Source organism: Actinacidiphila yanglinensis, assembly GCF_900107965.1.
GTDB lineage: Bacteria > Actinomycetota > Actinomycetes > Streptomycetales > Streptomycetaceae > Actinacidiphila > Actinacidiphila yanglinensis.
Genome location: NZ_FNVU01000004.1, coordinates 256,662 through 274,904, shown reverse-complemented (window position 1 = coordinate 274,904; position 18,243 = coordinate 256,662). Strand labels below are relative to the sequence as shown.

The following is an 18,243-nucleotide window of genomic DNA, read 5'->3' as shown; positions in this document are numbered from 1 at the left end:
CGTATCCCGCTCCCCCTCGCCACCCCACACCGCCCGGCTCCACGCCTCATCCCACTCCACGCCCCCATTCTCCCGCCCCCCGCAGGGGCACCCACCCAGGGGCGCGCTGGGGGTACCTCCCAGGCGAAGCCCTGGGGGAGAACTGCGCGAGCACCCCCCACCGGGCGGACCCTCGGCGCTCAACCGTCACCCACAACGGCGAACCCCCGCCGTACCCCCACCACAAAAAGGTCCCGAGAAAACCGCACCACCCACCAAGGGAGGGTCCCCTCAAGTCCCACCGGGCCTAGCGGGGCTCCCCCTGCGCCACCTCGATCGACCCGTGCAGGTCGACCGCCGCATAGAGCGCGCACCCCGCGGAAAGCGTGACCACGGCGGCGAGCAGGAGCGCGATGGCCCGTGGCGTGCGGGCGGCCCGGGGGGACAGCAGCGCGGACACCCGGCGCGGCACAGGCCCCGTGGCAACGGAGAGCGCGGCGTACGGCCGAGGCGCCGGACGCCCGGCGAGCGCGGCGTGCCCGATCGCTAGCGCGGCGAGCCGGCGGTCCCCGACGGCCGCGGCGGCAGCCTCGTCCGCGCCCCGCTCGAGCGCGTACGACAGCGGCGCCCGCAGCAGCCGGAGCGCCGGGTGGCAGGCGCAGGCCAGCGCGAGGGCGGTGAGGAAGAGGTGGTGGCGCCCGGAGAGGTGGGCCCGTTCGTGGGCGAGCAGGGCCTCGCGCTCGGCCGGGTCGAGCGCGCGCAGCATCCCCGAGGTGACGACGATCCGCCCGGGCTGCCCCGGCCGCCCGGGAAGGGCGTACGCGTCGGGCCGCGCGTCGCTGAGCACGGTGAGGTCGCCCGCGGCCGTACCCACCTGCTCGGCGTTGCGCCGGGCCCGGTCCGCGAGCAGGACGTGGCGCCGGACGGCGTGGACGAGGGCGACCGCGACCGCGGTGAGGAGAGCCGCGGCGACGCATGCCGCCGGCACGGTGACCTGGTCGCCGACCACGGGCAGGACGAGGTGGCCGAGCGCGGCGACCGGCGGCAGCCGCAGCGCGCCCGCCCCCGCGAGCAGCCCGAGCGCGGCGGTACTGCACGCGGCGAGCAGCACCGCGGACACCGCCAGCAGCAACGCGGCGGTACGCGGCGGCAGCGCGTCGGCGAGCCGCCGGGCGGCGGGCGCCGCGAGCAGGGGCAGCAGCAGCGGCAGCCAGACGGCGATGCTCACCGCGGCCCCCCGTCCCCGGTACCGCCGTCGGCAGCCGCGCCGGCGGCTGCCGGTCCCGGGCCCCCGTCGGCGGCGGCCGGCCCGCCCGCCTGCGCCAGCAGCTCGCGCAGCACCTTCTCGTCGTCGGGCCCCAGCCCGGAGACGAAGCGGGCCAGCACGGTGCCGCGGTCGTCGACGGTCGACTTGTCCAGCTCGGTACGCATCCGGCGGGCGGCGAGCCCCGGGGAGTCCTGGACCGGGAGGTAGGCGTAGCCGCGGCCGGAGCGGGTGCGGCTGACGGAGCCCTTCTCGTAGAGCCTGGCCAGGATCGTGGTGACGGTGGTGCGGGCCAGCGCGGTGCCGAGTTCGCGCTGCACGTCGGCGGGGGTCAGGGGGTGGCCGTCGGCCGCCCACAGCGCGGCCAGGACGCTCGCTTCCAGCTCGCCCGAGGGGCGGCGGCCCACGCTCGGCTCCGGCATGGCTCGATCGCCCCTTCCGGCTCATTCGTCTACAGTGCTGTAGACCGTCTACATCACTGTAGTCGGTCGGGGTGCCGCGAGGCGTCCCCGGAACCATTATGGGAGGGCTTCACCGCCATGCCGCTGCCCGCACCCGTACTCGCCGCCCGAAACGTGGCCGCCGCGGCCGCCCACGCACCCCTCCACGCACCCCTCCACGCGCCCCTCCACGCGCCCGCCCACCCCGTCCTCCATGGGGCCGTGCACCTCGCCTCGACCCCGCTCGCCCTGAACCCGCTCAGCGCGAGTTCCGTGCTCTCCTCCTTCGGCGCCCTGGGCATCGCGGTCGTGCTCTTCGCCGAGACCGGGCTGCTGATCGGCTTCTTCCTGCCGGGCGACTCGCTGCTGTTCACCGCGGGCCTGCTGTCCGTGCCGGGCGCCTCGGGTGCCGTGCACCTGAGCCTGTGGCAGGTGCTGTGCGCGTCGCTGGCCGGCGCCCTGCTCGGCGCCCAGACGGGTTACGTGCTCGGTCGCAGGGCCGGCCCGGCGCTGCTGGCCAGGTCCCGGAACCGGAGGCTGCACGAAGGCGCGGCGCGCGCGACCGAACTGCTCGCCCGCTACGGCCATGCGCGGGCCGTGGTGCTCGCCCGCTTCGTCCCCGTGGTCCGCACCGTGCTCAACCCGCTGGCCGGTGCGCTGGCGGTCCCGGTCCGCACCTTCACGCTGTGGCAGGTGGCCGGTGGCGCGGTCTGGGCGGTCGGCCTGGTGCTGGCCGGCTACGGGCTCGGCTCGTCCGTGCCGAACGTCGACCACTACCTGCTGCCGATCGTGGCGGTCGTGGTCGTCGTGTCGCTGGTGCCGCTCGCCGTCGAGATGCGGCGCGGAAGGCGCGAGCGCGGGCGGGGCGAGCGGGCCGCCGCCGTCTCCCGGGACGGCTCGTGAACTCCCGTGTCGACGCGGGCCTCTACCGCTGGGTCGTGCACCTCGCGCAGCACACCCCCGGCCCGCTCGACGACACGATCCGCCTGTTCAGCGACTACGGGCTCGGGCTGTTCGCCGTGCTCATGCTCGCCGCCTGGTGGCGGGCCCGGTCGTACGGCGGCGCGCGCATGGTGGCGGTGCTCGCCGTACCCGTCGTCGTGGTCGCGGTCTTCCTCGCCAACGACCTCGTCAAGTCGCTCGTCTCCGAGCAGCGGCCCTGCCGGACGCTGCACGTCACCGCGACCGTCGAGGCATGTCCCGGGCTCGGCGACTGGTCCTTCCCCAGCAATCACGCCGCGATCGCCGCGGCCTCCGCGGTCGCGCTCCTCCTCGCCGACCGCCGGCTCGGCCTGATCGCCGTCCCCTTCGCGCTCGCCCTCGGCGCCTCCCGCGTCTGGATCGGCGTCCACTACCCCCACGACGTCCTGGCCGGCCTCGCATGGGGCGGCCTCCTGGCCTGGGTCCTGATGCTCGGCGTCCGCCGCGCGAATCTGCGGCTCCCCGCGCTCGCGGTCCCGCCGCGCCTCCGCCCCCAGCGCCGCCGCACCTGAACGGCCGCACCGCCGGCGGCGGATGGCTCCGCTACTGCCCCTGCGGGCGGCGGGCCGCACTCAGCGGAACAGCGTGGAACCGAGGGGCCGCCGCGCGTCGAACCCGGGCAGGATCAGGAAGGTCCCGCCGGCGGTGGCGGTGGTGAAGCCCAGGAGCGCGTCGGAGTCGTCCATGTGTGTCAGCGTGTCGGTGAAGGTCCGCATGTCGTTCTGGAAGCTGATGAAGAGCAGCCCGGCCGTCGGCTGGTCGGTGCTGTAGGAGCGGCGGAGCATCAGGCCGGCGCCCACCACGGTGGCGTTCGCCCGACGGACGTGCGCGTCGGCGGGGATGAGGTAGCGGCCGTCAGGGGTCTTCGCGCCGAGGGAGGGGTCGGCGGTGATGGCGCCGCCCGACAGCGGGTTGCCGGACTCCCGGCGCCTGCCGAAGACCGCCTCCTGCTCGGCGACGGACAGCGCGGCGAACCGCGGCAGGTCGAGTTCCATGCGCCGCACGACGGCGAGGGTGCCGCCGGCGACCGGGGCCGGTCCGGCCAGCCACAGGTTCCGCTCCTGCGCGGCGGTCGTGTGCGGGCCCACGATGCCGTCGATGAAGCCGAGCAGGTTGCGCGGCGCGGTGCGGGACTTGTCCACGGGGATGTTCGCGCCGCGCTGTCCGGACTGGCGCCAGCGTTCGCGGAGGCGGTCGCCGGCCCGGTCGAGGAGCGCGGTCGCGACCACCGCCGGTAACAGGGCGTCGCTCGCACAGATCTGGAGCAGCAGGTCGCCGCCCCGCGCCTGGGCGTCGATCCGTTCGCGCGAGAAGCGGGGGAGGTCGGCCGCGCCGGGCAGGGACGGGCCGGCCGTGCGGACCAGCCGGGGGCCGACCCCGATCGTCACGGTGAGGTCACCCGGCGGCATGCCCAGCAGCCGGGCGTCGGTTCCCGCGGTCAGCGCGCTGACGGCCTGGCCGAGTTCGGCCAGCAGCGGGCCGGCGGCCGCGTGGGCGGCCAGGTCGGCGACCACGGCCAGCAGGTGGGGTTGGGCGGGCTGCGGGAGGGTGATGCCCGCCTGGTACCTGCCCGTCGGCGGAACCGGCGCCGGCGTGGCGGCGGGCGAGGGTTGGTGCGGGTCCGACCGGGCGGAGTCCGCCGTGCACCCGGCGGTCAGGCCGATGGCCGCCAAGGCGCCGGTGGCGTCGAGGAATCTCCGGCGTGACGGGTGGTGATCGGCTGGGCGCATGGTGTGCAGCGTGCCACACCCGCCCCGTGCGTGCCGCCCGACTCCCTCTTTCGTACCGCGCAACTCCGGTGTCCCCTCAGGCATTTCACTGCCGTGCCAGACTGGGGATCATGTGTCGATCAGCGCTTCGCGTGACGGCTGGTGTGCTGGCCGTGCTGACCCTTCTCGCCGGTTGCAGCAGCGGTGGCGGCGGCGGATCGGACAAGGGCCGGCGGCCCGACGGCGCGCACGTGACGATCCGGGTGCCCGCCGACGCCCCGACCATCTCGGCGGCGGTGTCGCTGGCCCGCCCCGGCGACCTGGTGCTGGTCGCACCCGGCGTCTACCACGAGTCGGTGCGGATCGACACGGCCCGCGTCACCCTTCGCGGCGCCTCCCGCGACAAGGTCGTCATCGACGGGCGGTTGCGGCAGGCCAACGGTGTCGTCGTCGCCGCGCCCGGGGTCGCGGTGGAGAACCTCACCGTGGAGAACAACACGCAGAACGGCGTGCTGGTCACCGGATCGGCGGCGGCCGTCGCCGGGTTGCCGGGCCGAAGTGGCGGCTACGACACGGGAGATGAACCGGTCACTTTCCTGAAGTCGTTCCTGGTCTCGTACGTCACCGCGACCCGCAACGGGCTCTACGGCATCTACGCCTTCTCCGCGCAGGACGGTGTCATCGAGCACTCCTACGCCTCGGGCGGCGCCGACTCCGGGATCTACGTCGGCCAGTGCAAGCCGTGCCAGGTCGTCGTCCGCGACAACGTCGCCGAGCTCAACGCGGTCGGCTACGAAGGCACCAACGCCAGTGGCGACATGTACGTCGTCGGCAACCGCCTGGTCGGCAACCGCGTCGGTCTGACCACCGACTCCGACCACCAGGAGAAGCTGCTCCCGCAGCGCGGCGCCGTCGTCGCCGGCAACCTGGTCGCGGACAACCAGCAGCCGCGCACCCCCGAACAGGCCGACGGGGGCTGGGGGATCGGCATTGGTGTCGACGGCGGCAGCGGCAACCAGTTCCTCCGCAACCGGATCACCGGCAACACCGACGCCGGGTTCGTGATCACCGCGACCGTCGACATCCCGCCGAACGGCAACCGGATCACCGGCAACACCTTCGGCGCCAACGGAGTCGACGTCGGCTGGACGTTCCCGCACGCCACCCAGGGGCAGGGCAACTGCCTTCAGGGCAACACCCTCCGCACGACCGAGCCCGCCCGCATCGCGGCGACCGCGGCCTGTCCCGTACCCGGCACGTCGCGCACGCCGTCGGGCACGTGGACGAGTCCGCCGGCACCGGCCGGCATCCCGTTCACCGACGTGGCCGCGCCCGGTCCGCAACCGCAGTTCCCGCACGCCACCACCGCCGGCGCCACCGCGGTGCCGGCCGCTCCGGCGCTGCCGGACACCGCGAGCGTCCCGCTGCCGTCGACGTCCCTGCTCGCCGACGGGGCGCGGGTACAGGTCTCGTGAGCGAGGACGGCGGCGGGTGTGCGAGGCCCGCGGCGGTCACGGCGTGGCGGAGACGCCCGGCAACGGCCGGACGGCGACGTACTTCTGGGTGTCGAAGTCGATGACCACGGGCTGCGACTCGGAGGCCACGCCGGCCCGGACCCGGTACATGGTGCCGTCCGGGCCGATCCAGTAACGCACCGTGCCCGAGGTGCCCTTGGCGGCACTGGAGCGCGGCCCGACCATGACATCCACCCGGTGGCCGCGCACCGTGTCCTGCCCGACGCGGACGGCGCCGTTCTGGGGCAGCAGTTCGGCGTTGTCCGGCCGGTCGCTGCCCAGGCCGAGCGCGATGGCCAGCGAGCTGTCCAGTGAACTGCCGGACGTCGTCAGCGGACGGCCGTACCAGCCGGACGCGGGTGGCGACACCGGAGCCGCCGACGGCGCGTCCGCCAGGGGGTGGACGAGCACGGTGGTGGACGTCCACTCGATCAACCCGTCGCTGGACGTGTCGCGCCCGCTGCCGCGCACCACGCCGTACCCGATACCTACGCGGTAGTCGATCGACCCGGTGACGACCAGCCCGCCCGCGGTACTCGGCACGGTGAGCGTCACCGCGCGGCCGCCCGCCTGGTAGTTGCGGAACCGCGTGATCGCCAGCCGGTTCGCCTCGTCGGGGTTCAGGGCGTGCCGGCCGGTGGAGCCGCCGCTGTTGCCGGCGAGGACGAGCGCGGTCGCCGCCGCCGCGGCGGCGAGGACGAGGGCGACTGCCGCCCGGCGTAACCGCGGCCGCGGGCGGCGCCGGCCTGCTGCGCCCCGCGGGAGACCTCTCGTGACTCTCATGCTCCCCACGCGGCGCGATGCTAACAGTTCCCACTCAGGACACGTCTGGCAACTTTGCGTTTCCGATACTTGACACTCTGTCAACTTGTAACGTGACTTCTGAGGTTTATGTGGTGTGCGTCGACGGTCGGCGTCGACGGGGAACGAACAAAGGAACTCCATGCCATTACACGGGCTGGTGCGGGTGGGGCTCTCGGGTCTCCTCCTGATGGGCACCGCCACCGGCACGATCATCACGAGCGCCGGGCAGGCCGGCGCCGCGACTTCTGACGGCACGCTGACCGTCGAGGTGCTGCGGGACTTCCTCGGCACCGGCGTGATCAACGCGACCACGGACGTGCCCCAGCAGGGCATGAAAGTCGACGTCGCCGACCTGGCCGGCCATCACGTCACCGGCACCACGGACGCGACCGGGAAGGTCGTGGTGGCACCGTCGGCGGAGCTGACCGGCGGCCGCTACCGCGTCGACGTCAGCGTGCCGGCGCCCTACGACGGTTACCTGCGGGCGGCGCCCGCCTCGACCGCGGCGAACCACTTCGACAGCTTCACCGGCTTCGTGGACGTCTCGGGCGGCCAGGACGCCTCGGTCATCACCGGGGTCTGGGACGCGGCCGACTACACGCTCCCGGACTCGCGGTACTTCGTGCCGATCCAGAACGGTGCGAACGGAACGGACACCCGCGCCCTGGTGGCGTTCGGGACGAACGTCCGGGGCACCTGCCCCACCGACGCGTCGTGCCCGACCACGCTGGACACGCAGGCGGAGGTCGGCACCACCTTCGGGCTGGCGTACGACCGGTACCGGAGCCGGCTGTTCCAGAGCGCGTTCGCCCGCCGCTACGCCCCGTACGGACCGGACGGCGGTGGCGCGATCTACACCGTGCCGGCCGACGGCGGGGGCGCGAAGCTGTTCGCGACGGTGCCGGGCGCCGCGGTGACGCCGCACGACACCGCGGACATGATCAAGGACCCCGGGTTCACCAACGCGCCGGGCAAGGAGAGCATCGGCGGTCTGGCCCTGTCCGAGGACGGCTCGACGCTGTACGCGGTGAACCTGCTCACCCGCAGCCTGGTGAGCTTCGACGCGACCGGGGACACCGCCTCTTCGCCCGAGTCGACGGTGCCGATCCCCGACCCCGGGTGCGCGACGGCCGGCGACTGGCGGCCGTCCGCCCTCAGCGTCCACGACAACACCCTGTACGTGGGCGGGGTCTGCGACGCGGAGAGCACCCAGCAGCGCGCGGACCTGAAGGCCGTCGTCTACGCCTACGACGGCAAGCGGTTCAGCAGCGTGCTGACCCACACGCTCACCGACAAGCGCGGGACGGTCTTCACCGGTGCCGGTGACGCCGACCAGGCCACCCACTGGAACCCGTGGAACACCGACCTCGCCACCTGGGACCAGCACAAGCTGGGCAACGCCTTCATCGACCCGCAACCGGAGCTGTCCGGCCTCGCCTTCGCCAACGACGGTTCGATGGTCCTCGGTTTCCGCGACCGGTTCATGGACGTCCTCAGCGCGAAGGGGCAGGACCCCCGCCCGCTGAACAGCACGGCCGAGATCGGCATGTCCGGCGGTGACATCAATATGGCCTGCGCCGACGCCGCCGGCGGGTACGCGTGGGAGGGCACCGGCAACTGCCCCAACCACGCCACCGCGGGCAACGACGACGGCGAGGACAGCGGCGTGGTCGAGTACTTCCCGGGCGACTTCTACGTCGGCGGGCACCAGGAGACCGCGCTCGGCGCGGTGGCCCACATCCCGCGCGAACAGACCGTCGTCAGCACGGAGTTCGACCCGACCGTCAACGTCGAGACCTCGGGCACCGGCTACCACGACCTCACGACCGGTCAGGGCCCGGGCAACAACACGTCCGCGAACGCCTACCAGTTCGTCGGCCAGGAGCAGAACGGCTTCGGCAAGGCCGGCGGCCTCGGCGACATCGCGTACGCCGCGGCGAACGCCCCGATCCAGATCGGCAACGTGGTCTGGTACGACGGCGACCACAACGGCATCCAGGACCCCGGCCAGGTGCTGCTGCCGGACGCGACGGTCAACCTGCTGGACTCCTCCGGCAAGCAGGTCGCCACGACCACGACCGACGCCGACGGCGAGTACTACTTCGGCGGGGTCGGCGCCGCCTACCAGCTGACGCCGGGCGCGAAGTACACCGTCGAGTTCGACACGTGCACCTCGGACACCAGCAAGGTGCCGGGCACCCCGGCGGCCGCCGAGCTGCGCTTCACCCTCCCGCGGGCCGGCAGTGACCGGGCGCACGACTCCAACGTGACCCCGCCCACCAAGGGCGAGTTGTGCGACGGGTCCGCGCCGGTGACCGCGCCGGCGGAGCCGGGAGGCGTCGACCACACGATCGACGCGGGCGTCTACATCCCGGCGAAGACACCGCCGACGTCCGCTCCGCCGTCCTCCGGGTCGCCGACCTCGGTTCCGCCGACCGGTTCGGGACCGTCGCTCTCGGCCCAGGGCGGCAGTCCGTCCGGCACCCTCGCGGACACCGGTCTGTCCGGCATGGCGGAGATCCTCGCCCTCGTCGGCCTGCTGGTCGGCACGGGTGCGGTGTTCGCCTACGTGAGCCGCAAGCGGCACGCCGGGCAGCACTGACACCCGGCGTCCCTCCGACGGGCCGGTGCGGTCGCACCGGCCCGTCGGCATGTCCGCCCGGCCCCGGGCCCGCCTCGCCGCGGCCGTACGCCATGCGGTCGACTCCGGTCGCGGGGTCGGGGGGCACCGATGAGTTCCACCGCCGCGCGTCGTCTGCAGGGGGAGAGCGTTTCCCACCCCGAGAGGACCCATCATGGGTGAGCTCACCGTCACCGAGTTCATGACCGTCGACGGCGTCGCGCAGGCACCGGGCGGGCCCGAGGAGGACCCCACGGAGGACTTCGCCCATGGCGGCTGGCAGGCGCCGCTGTGGGACGAGGAGGCCGGCGGGCTGGTCTTCGAGCAGGCCAAGGGCATGGACGCCCTGCTGCTGGGCCGCCGGACCTACGACATCTTCGCCGGGTACTGGCCCACGGCTCCCGCGGAGATGGACTTCACCCGCCTGCTCAACCGCGTCCCGAAGTACGTCGCCACCCGCACCCTGGCGGACCCGCTGGACTGGGCGGGCTCGCACGTCCTGGACGGCACGCTCGCCGGCGCCGTGGCCGGGCTCAAGGAGCGCTACGGCCGGGTCCACGTGATCGGCAGCCTCAACCTCCTCCAGTCCCTGCTCGCGGAGCGGCTGGTGGACCGGCTGAACCTGTGGATGTACCCGGTGGTGCTCGGCCGCGGCAAGCGCGTGTTCGAGGGCGGCGCCGTGCCGTCGGAGCTGCGGCTGACCACCTCGCGGGTCTTCGCCAACGGTTCGCTCCAGCTCGAGTACACGCTGGGCGGCGAGCCGGCCGTCGGGGACTTCACCGACCCGGATGCGGCACCGTAGGGCCTTCCCGCCGGGCCAGGTCACCCCGGATCCCGTCGAGCCGGCGCAGGGACGCCTGGGCGCCGTGCGCGAGGGTCTGCGCCTCGGCGCGGTAGTGGTCGGTGATCACCGCCTCGGCCTCCGCCGCGTTCATCGTCGCGGTGATCCGCCCGGCGATCCGGTTCATGGAGCGGTACGACCCCTGCAGGAGGAACGGCTCCCCGGTACCGGCGGCGCCGGAAGCCGCACCCGTCGCGGACGCGATGTACGCCGCGTTGACGGCGAGCAGCGTGTCCCGGGCCCGCAGCAGGTGCCGCAGGACCGCCAGGACCTCGGTCCGCTCGGCCTCGGAGTACGGGTGCGCGAGATCCGCGGCGCGGGCGGCCGGGTCGGCCGGGTTCTCAGCGGCAAGCCGCACGAGCAGGTCGAGGTCGGCGCGGTCGCGGGCAGCCAGCGGGGCGAGCACCGGGTTGGCGGTGAGCGCGTTCTCCACGTAGCTGAGCGCGAACAGGTCCTGCCTGCCGTCGAGGACGTCCCCCAGGTTCCACACGTCGGCGCGGTTGGCGAGCATGTCCGGCACCCGGAAGAGCGCGCCGGACTCGGTGTACGGATTGCCCGCCATGCAGACCGCGAAGCGCTTGCCGCGCAGGTCGTACGCGCCGCCGGGTCCCTCGATCCGGCGCTGCGCGTCGCACAGCGGGATGAACTTCTGGAGGAACTCCGTCGAGGCGTGCTGGATGTCGTCCAGGTACAGCAGCACGTTGGAGCCCATCTCCAGGGCGAGCCGTACCTTCTCCAGCTCGCGCCGGGCGGCCGCGTCCGGCGCGCGGTCCGGGTCGAGGGACGTGGTGCCGTTGCCCAGGGCGGGACCGGAGACGGCGACCAGCGCCAGCCCGAGGCTGCTCGCCACGTACTCCACCAGCGAGGTCTTGCCGTATCCGGGCGGCGACAGCAGCATCAGCAGGCCGCCGGCCGGACCGAACTGCTTGTCCAGGCTGTCCCCGACCAGCGGGAGGTAGACCTCGTCCAGCAGCCGGTTGCGGACGAACCCGGCCGGCGGGCGGGCCCGGTAGCCGTCCAGGGCGAGCCGGGCGCGCTCGGCGGCGACCACGGCGGTGCGGTGCCGCTGGTACGCCTGGTGGGCCGGCACTTCCTCGGCCGCGAAGCGCCGTACCCGGGCCAGGAGTTCGTCCAGCCGGAGCGTCATCGCGCCGTCCACGGCCCGGGGATGCGCCGCGAGCAGCCCGCGCACGGTGAGCTGCACCTCGGCGTCCACCGCGTACCGTACGGTCCCCGCGCCGCAGACCAGGCCCGCCGCGGCCTCCACCAGGTCGGCGGTGTCGCCGGTGTCCGCCTGGCCGGGGCCCTCCCCGGCGAAGGGGCCGAGCCAGGCGCGGGCGAGCTGCCAGCGGGCGGCGAGCCCCCCGTCCCGCGCGCCGCCGAGCGCGTCGAGATCGGCGCCGAGTTCCTTGTACGGCACCGCGTCCGGGCCGCCCAGCGCGCCGGTCAGCCGTGCCACCGCCGCGCGGGCTCCCGGGCCGATCGCGAACCCGTCCCGCCCGGCGGCGAGTTCGGCCACCAGGTACTCCCCCACCAGCATGTCGTCGACGGACGGGGCTGCGATCCGACCGGTCGGCCCGGTCAGCTCGCCCAGCCCCGCCGCGACGAGGAACTCCCGTGCGGCCGAGCCGATCTCGGCGGCCAGCGCGTCCAGCGCCCGGCCGGCCCCCGCGCCGCCGAACGCGGACCGCGCCCGGCTGAGCGAGCGGGCGCGGGCGGTCCACGCCGACCGGGAAGCGGGCTCGGCCGCGTACGTCCAGAACAGCAGCGCGCCCGCCCGCGTGGCGGCCGGGTAGCGCAACGTCCCCGCGTACAGAGCGCGTTCGGCCAGCGCGGTGAGGAGCAGGGCCGCGTCGTGGTCGTGCACGCCGCGCTCGTAGCCCTCGGAGGCGCGTGCGGCGACGGCCGCCCGGACGGTCCCGCGCACCTCGTCCGCGTCCGTGACGGGGCCGCCCGCGGCGAGCATGTCCAGCAGCAGCCCGCCGGCGAGGAACTCCGCGCGGGACAGGTCGGGGGACTCCGAGGCCAGCGGGCGGGACCAGAAGGCACGGGTGGCCGCGAAGGAGGGGTCTGTCACCGGGACGAGGTAGTCCGTGCCGGTGACGGTGAAGGCGAGGCCGTCCGCGTGCGGGACGAGGGCGAGATCGAGGGGCTGGGTGTTGACGGCGAAGCGGTGCCGGCCCAGGCGGATCGCGGCGCCGCCGTCCTCGTAGAGGTCGAGGCGGTCGCGCAGGTCGCGTACGGCGGCCTGGCGGGCCGCGGCGAGCGCGGCGCCGAGTTCGGCGGCCCGGGCGGGGTCGCCCAGGTCCGTCAACTCCGCCGCGATGCGTCGATGTTCGGTGGCGAGCGGGTCCGAGGCGAAGTAGGTGTGGATCTCGTCGGCGGAACCGAGTGCGCCCGCGCGGCGCCGGATGCCGTCCAGCAGGCGGGCCGCGCTGCCGGTCAACCGCTGGGCGCGTTGGGCGCGTTCGTCGGTGAGCGCCTGCTTGCGGGCGGCGAAGGTGTCCCGTACCTCCTCGCGGCGGGCGTCCAGGGCCGCCAACCGCTCCTCGTCGGCCGCGAACCGGGTGGCGAGGTTCTCGATCTGCACCAGCAGGCGGCCGAGTTGCTCCTCGCACGCCTCGGGGGTACCGGCCGCGTCGAGGGCGGCGCCGATGCTCTGCGCGAGCAGGGCGCTCTGCGCGGCGAACTCCGCGCCGGTCTCGGCGGCCAGCAACTCCCTCCTGCGGGCGGCCAGCAGGGCCCTGGCGTGGTTGACCGCACCGAGCACGTCGGCGGAGGTGGCCAGGATGCGGGTACGGACGGTGGCGTCGGCGATCTCCAGGGTGCCGGCGGTCCCGGTGACGGTGGCCAGCCCCTCCGCCAGCTCGTTCAGGGTCGCGGCCAGCGGCTCGGTGGCGGCGGCGGTCGCGGCCTGCGGCACCTGTGCGGCCACATCGGCGACCCGCTGCCGGTAGCCGTCGAAGGCGCCCGGGTCGGCGAAGTGCCCGGCGGCGCGGGCCGACGCCTCGGCCAGCTCGCGGGCGAGCAGCGTGTCCAGGGCGTCCAGCCGGCCCCGGTCGGCGTGCCGCATCTCCCGCAGCGTCGCCAACCGTCCCTGGGTGCGGCGCAGTTCGGTGAGGCGGGTGACCCACTCGTCCGCCGTGGCGGCGGCCTCGCCGCGCACCCGGCGGCCCAACGCGGTGATCCGCGCCTCCACCTCGCCGGCGGCCTCGGCGGCCCGCGCGGTCGACTCCCGCACCCGGGCGTACTCGGCGAGCACCTGCCGCGCGGTGTCACGGACCTCGGTCAGCGGTCCCGCGAGGTCCTGCGCGGCCGGGTCGGCGAGCCAGTGGTGGCGGTCCAGGACGCGCTCCGCGGCCGCGCCCAGCGCCTCGTACACGGCGGCGGCGGGTTCGGGCGCCAGCGCGGCGCGGGCCACCGACAGCGCGTCGGAGACCGCGCGGACCAGGTCGGGGTTGCCGATCCGGGCCAGCGGGCCGTCACCGACCGGCCGCGCGGCGGCGTAGGTGTCGGACAGGAAGGGCGTGTGCCAGCGCTGGAGGGTGTGCACCCGGCCGGGCTCGCCGCCCTCGGCCGGGCGGAGGGTGATCAGGGTGCCGTCCTCGTACAGCGCGCTGCCCTGGACGTGCAGGGGCGCGGCCGCCTCCTTGCGGATGAGGTTGTACGGCAGCAGCAGGCGGCGGCCGTCGGCCGGGGCATGGAAGACGTAGAGGACGTCCTCGCCGTCGGCGGACCGTACCGCCCGCTCGAACTCCAGCCGGGACGTGGTCACTTCGGCGCTGCCGGCCGCCTGCGCACCCGCGTCGCCGGCCGGTTCCGCGCGGTCGCCGGCACCGGCCGGTCCGGCGGGTCCGGTCGGACCTGACAGTCCTGCCAGGTCGAAGGTGCGGGTGCCGCCGGTGGCGAGCACGTAGCCGCCGGGGAAGACCACGCCCTGGTCGTCGGGCAGCCGCAGGCAGACCTGGCCGAGCGCGTCGATCCGCTCGACCTGCTCGGTGCGGGTGTTGACCGCGAAGTACCGGGCGGCGGCCTCCCGGTAGGGGCGGACCCGCAGCAGCACCAGCGGCCCGGCGCCCGCGGAGCCGACCTCCGCGTCGGCCAGCGACTGGAGGGCGTCGTCGACGGGTTCCTCGTGCACGGCGCCGCCCGTACGCAAAGTGAGGGCGCCGCCGGTGGTGTCAAGGGTGAGGGTGCCGCCGTCGGGCCCGGCGAGGGCGATGTGCGGGTGGCGGCCGGGGACGTACGCCTCGCGGCCGACCGCGCTCCACCGGACGGTCTCCGGCGGTTCGGCCGGCTCCTCGCGGGAGGCCCCCTCGTACGCGCAGCGGCCGTCCCGGCCGATCCGCCAGCCCAGCACCTTGACGTCGCCGGCGGCCGCGCCGGTGCGGAAGACGGCGAGCACCCGGTTCTCCCCGGCGCGCACCCGCACCACCCGGGTCTGCCGGTAGTAGCGATACAGCTCGCGGAAGTCGCGGACGAAGCCGGGGTCGTCCAGCAGCCCGGCCGGGCCGCGGTCGCCGCCCGGGCCCGCGTCGCCCTCCGCGAGGTCCCTCTTGGGGGGAGCCCCGTTCGCGAGGTCTCCGTCGAGGCGGTCCGCCCGGTGCGCCCGGAACACGTCCGCGACATCCCCGACGTCCTCGACGTCGGCGGGGTTGGCCGCGAAGAGCAGGTAGGGCCCGACCGCGGCGATGTCGGCGGGCAGCGCCGGGCGGGCGGTGCGCAGCCGCGCGGCGCCGGCCAGCCGCAGTTCGGTCGACCCGAAGACCTCCTGGCGGGCCGCGTTCAGCGCCTCGGCCCGGCGGGCCAGCTCCCGTGCCACGCCCGACAGCCGGGTGCGCAGCACCTGGTAGGCGTCGCCGGACGGCCCCGCCGCCTCGGGTGCGGGGCCGCCGTCCGACCGGCCGGACGCGCCCGGGGCGTCCGGCGTGTCCGGCGTGGAGACCTGCTCGCTCACTTCTTCACGGTTCCGTTCGCCTGCGCACCGCCGGCCGCGCCGCCGTTGCCGTTCGCGCTGCTGATGCCGTTGCCGTCGGCGCCCGCGTACACCGGGGACACGGCGCCTCCCGCCCCGCCCGCGATCCCGGCCAGGGTGGTGTCGGCAATGCCCATCGCCCGTGCCTGGTCCAGCAGTTGCTGGAGTCCGCCGGCCTGCGGGCCGCCGTTCGCGATCAGCCGGCCGAGCAGGCCCGCCACGCTCATCCCGCCTGTGCCGACCGAGGACAGCACGCGGGTGGCGTCCTCCGTGAACCGCCCCGACCCGTCCAGCCACGGCGCCGCCATCACCTGCACGGTAGCGGAGTTGGCAACGAACGAGTCCACCGAGCGGGCCGCGCTGACCGCGCCCAGCAGCCGGTCGAAGAAGACGCTCTCGCCGCCGACGATGCTGATGTCCGCCTTCTCCAGCCCGGTGGCCAGCACCGTCGCCTGCGCCTCGGCGATCTGCCGCTGCGTCTCCAGCCCGGCCAGCCGGACGTCCTTCTCCGCGGCCAGCCGCAGCCGGTACTCCTCGTGCCCACGCGACGCCTCGTCGAGGGCTGCCATCGCGGCGGCCTTCTCGGTCAGGCCGGCCGCCTCCGCCTTCAGCCGCTCCCCGATCATCGCGGCGTCCGCGGTGGCCTGCGCGGCCGTACCCTCGGCCGCGGCAAGGGACTTGGCCCGGGCGCCCTCGGCCTCGGCCCTCAGCCGGGCCGTGGTCGCCTCCGCCTCGGCGGCGCCGACCTTGGTGATCGCAGCGGCGCTGCGCTCGCGCACCTCGACCTCGGCGAGCCCCTGGGCCGCCGCCTCCGCGCGCAGCCCCTCGGCGAGCCGCACCTTCGCGTCCGCGTCCAGCTCGGCGGCGCGCCTGCGGGCCTCGGCCAGGGTGAGCGACTCGCGGGCCTTGTGCTGGGCGGCCTGCTCTGCGGCCTCGGCGGCCTTGATGTCCTTGACCAGCCGCTCCTGGGCCTGCGCCTCCGCGGTGATGATCAGCGCCTGCCGTTCCCGCTCGGCCTCCTGCACCAGGCGCAGTTGCTTGATCGACTCCTCCTGCTCGGCGACCGTCCGGTCCACCGCGATCCGCTCCCGCACCACGTCCGCGACGTCCCGGCGCTCGCCCTCGACCTCACGCTCCTTGGAGATCCTGGCCAGTTCGGTCTCCCGCTCGCGGGCGATGACCTCCAGCACCCGGTCCTTCTCGATCCGCTCGTTCTCCACCGCGATCACCCGCTCGCGGTTCTTCTGCGCGACGGCGACCTCGCGGGCCTGGTTCTCCCGCTGCACCCCCAGGTGCTCCTCGGTGCGCAGGAACGCGCCCTGGGCGCCGAGGCGTTCCTCCTCCTGGACCTTCGCGGTGACCGCCTCCTCCCGGGCCCGCAGCGTCTCGACCTCGCGGCGCTGCTTGATCTCGGCCTCGGACTGGCGGCGTTCGAGCTCCAGGATGGTCTCGCGGGCCTCGACGTTCTGCCGGGTGATCTCCTTCTGCTCGGTGCGCTGGAACTCGTTGGTGCGCACGTGCTCGATCGCGGTCAGCTCGGTGATCTTCCGGATGCCCTGCGCGTCGAGGATGTTGGCCGGGTCGAGCTGGGTGAGCGGGGTCTGCTCCAGGAAGTCGATCGCGCAGTCCTCGAGGTGGTAGCCGTTGAGGTCCGTGCCGATGACCTGGATGATCTGGTCCCGGAAGTGCTCGCGGTGGGTGTAGAGGTCGACGAAGTCCAGCTGCTTGCCGACCGTCTTGAGCGCCTCGGAGAACTTCGCGCTGAACAGCTTCTGCAACGTCTCCTGGTGGCTGGCCCGGTCGGTGCCGATGGCCTGCGCTACCTTGATCACGTCCTCCTTGGTCTTGTTGACCCGGACGAAGAACGTCAGGTGGATGTCGGCGCGGATGTTGTCCTGGCAGATCAGGCCCTCGCGGCCGGTGCGCTGGATCTCGATGGTCTTCACCGAGATGTCCATCACCTCGGCGCTGTGCAGCACCGGCAGCACGACGGTGCCGGTGAAGGTCACGTCCACGTGCTTGGACTTGGACAGGATCAGCGCCTGCCCCTGGGAGACCTTCCGGAACAGCTTCGTGACGGTGACGGCCACGCCCAGGGCGATGAGCAGGAGAACGGCGACCAGCACGCCGATCCCGATGACGGTGGCATCCATGACGGATCAACCTCGATGCGGTGAAGCGGATATGAGTGGGTGGGACGGTGGCGCCGGGCCGGCTGGAGGGGACTCCTCGCGGTCAGGGCAGCGCGCGGGCGCCCGGCGGCGGTGCGCCGCCCGCCGGGTCCTCGTAGGGCGCGGCCCAGAAGAACTCGCCCTGCGGGTCGTAGGCGTAGAGCAGCGCGGTGCGGCCGGCCGCCAGGATGCCGTCGGTGTCCTGTGCGGCGCGCCGGACCTGGACCACCGCGGTCGAGCCGTCGGGCGCGGTCACCTCGGCCTGCCCGAACCGCTCGGTGACGGTGCCGGTGCGGATCACGCAGATCCGGCCGACGAAGTCCTCCCGGGAGGGCGGCAGCGCGTACGGGAACAGGTGGCGCAGCGGACGCACCAGCACCCAGGTGAGCAGCCAGGCGCCGACCAGCGCGGCGGCGATCAGGGCGACGTCGGCGACGGCGCGGCCGGCGCCGTGCAGCCCGGCACCGTCCAGGGCGGCCGAGCCGGCCAGGCTCAGGAACCAGCCGAGGGCGATGAGCAGGGAGAGCACGACGGTGACGGGGACGCCGTCGAGTCCCGCGGTGGCCAGCAGGCCGTGCCCGGTGGCGGCGTCCCCGCCGGGCCGGGCGTCGCCGCGGCCATGGTCCTGCGCGTGGCCGTGGCCCTGCCCATGAACGGGCCCGTGCCCGGCGTGGACGTGGCCGTGGGCGGCCGTTGCGTGTCCGCCGGAGGGGGCGGGGTGGGCGGCCCCGTGGGCACCCCCGTGTCCCACGCCGTGGCCGCCACCGGCGCCGTGGTGGCCCGGGCCGTGCGCGTCGGCGCCGCCGACGAGCACCAGGCCCCAGAAGCCGACCACGACCACCAGCGCCCCTCCGAACAGGACGGTCGGAAAGCCGAGGCACACATCGGCGAACTCCCCCATGCCGTCTGCGCCTCCCCCCCTGCCGTTCCGTCCTGCCGCACAGA

Annotated in this window: 12 protein-coding genes; 5 read left to right on the top strand and 7 right to left on the bottom strand. The window is 74.6% G+C overall.

Annotated elements, in window-relative coordinates; genetic code table 11:
* Positions 1-286 precede the first annotated feature (286 nt).
* Positions 287-1,207, bottom strand: a complete 921-nt coding sequence (locus tag C4U44_RS11040; protein WP_103885523.1) for a M56 family metallopeptidase — start codon at positions 1,205-1,207, stop codon at positions 287-289.
* On the bottom strand, positions 1,204-1,665 hold the full coding sequence (locus C4U44_RS11035) for a BlaI/MecI/CopY family transcriptional regulator (RefSeq protein ID WP_103885522.1): 462 nt from the start codon (positions 1,663-1,665) through the stop codon (positions 1,204-1,206). Before C4U44_RS11035 ends, C4U44_RS11040 begins: the two co-directional genes overlap by 4 nt.
* Before the next feature lie 117 nt (positions 1,666-1,782).
* On the opposite strand from C4U44_RS11035, the gene C4U44_RS11030 reads away from it, so the two are divergent.
* A complete protein-coding gene (locus tag C4U44_RS11030) occupies positions 1,783-2,586 on the top strand; it encodes a DedA family protein (protein ID WP_103885521.1) in 804 nt (267 codons plus the stop codon).
* The gene (locus C4U44_RS11025) at positions 2,583-3,176 is read left to right on the top strand and encodes a phosphatase PAP2 family protein (RefSeq protein WP_103885520.1); all 594 of its coding nucleotides are present in this window, start codon (positions 2,583-2,585) and stop codon (positions 3,174-3,176) included. The genes C4U44_RS11030 and C4U44_RS11025 overlap by 4 nt, the downstream gene beginning before the upstream one ends.
* Before the next feature lie 60 nt (positions 3,177-3,236).
* On the opposite strand, the gene C4U44_RS11020 is transcribed toward C4U44_RS11025, so the two are convergent.
* Entirely contained in the window at positions 3,237-4,394 is a 1,158-nt protein-coding gene (locus tag C4U44_RS11020) for a Dyp-type peroxidase (RefSeq protein WP_103885519.1), read from the bottom strand.
* Between the two features lie 110 nt (positions 4,395-4,504).
* Here C4U44_RS11020 and C4U44_RS11015 point away from each other — a divergent pair, with 110 nt between their 5' ends.
* Positions 4,505-5,848: a right-handed parallel beta-helix repeat-containing protein gene (locus tag C4U44_RS11015; protein ID WP_103885518.1), complete on the top strand. Its 1,344-nt coding sequence runs from the start codon at positions 4,505-4,507 to the stop codon at positions 5,846-5,848.
* A 36-nt stretch (positions 5,849-5,884) separates the two neighbouring features.
* On the opposite strand, the gene C4U44_RS11010 is transcribed toward C4U44_RS11015, so the two are convergent.
* A complete protein-coding gene (locus C4U44_RS11010) occupies positions 5,885-6,670 on the bottom strand; it encodes a hypothetical protein (protein ID WP_235031975.1) in 786 nt (261 codons plus the stop codon).
* A gap of 160 nt (positions 6,671-6,830) precedes the next feature.
* Here C4U44_RS11010 and C4U44_RS11005 point away from each other — a divergent pair, with 160 nt between their 5' ends.
* Entirely contained in the window at positions 6,831-9,293 is a 2,463-nt protein-coding gene (locus tag C4U44_RS11005) for an SdrD B-like domain-containing protein (RefSeq protein WP_200823212.1), read from the top strand.
* A 193-nt stretch (positions 9,294-9,486) separates the two neighbouring features.
* Positions 9,487-10,113 carry a dihydrofolate reductase family protein gene (locus C4U44_RS11000; protein WP_103885517.1) on the top strand — a complete coding sequence of 209 codons (627 nt, stop codon included), beginning with the start codon at positions 9,487-9,489 and terminating at the stop codon, positions 10,111-10,113.
* On the opposite strand, the gene C4U44_RS43225 is transcribed toward C4U44_RS11000, so the two are convergent.
* The 3 genes from C4U44_RS43225 to C4U44_RS10985 all read right to left on the bottom strand — a co-directional run bounded on the left by C4U44_RS43225 (position 10,088) and on the right by C4U44_RS10985 (position 18,199).
* A complete protein-coding gene (locus C4U44_RS43225; RefSeq protein ID WP_103885516.1) occupies positions 10,088-15,109 on the bottom strand; it encodes a DNA repair ATPase in 5,022 nt (1,673 codons plus the stop codon). The two genes, C4U44_RS11000 and C4U44_RS43225, sit on opposite strands and share 26 nt — an antisense overlap.
* The gene (locus C4U44_RS10990) at positions 15,106-17,280 is read right to left on the bottom strand and encodes a flotillin family protein (RefSeq protein ID WP_103885515.1); all 2,175 of its coding nucleotides are present in this window, start codon (positions 17,278-17,280) and stop codon (positions 15,106-15,108) included. Before C4U44_RS10990 ends, C4U44_RS43225 begins: the two co-directional genes overlap by 4 nt.
* Before the next feature lie 82 nt (positions 17,281-17,362).
* Positions 17,363-18,199, bottom strand: a complete 837-nt coding sequence (locus tag C4U44_RS10985; protein ID WP_103885514.1) for a hypothetical protein — start codon at positions 18,197-18,199, stop codon at positions 17,363-17,365.
* Positions 18,200-18,243: the final 44 nt, after the last annotated feature.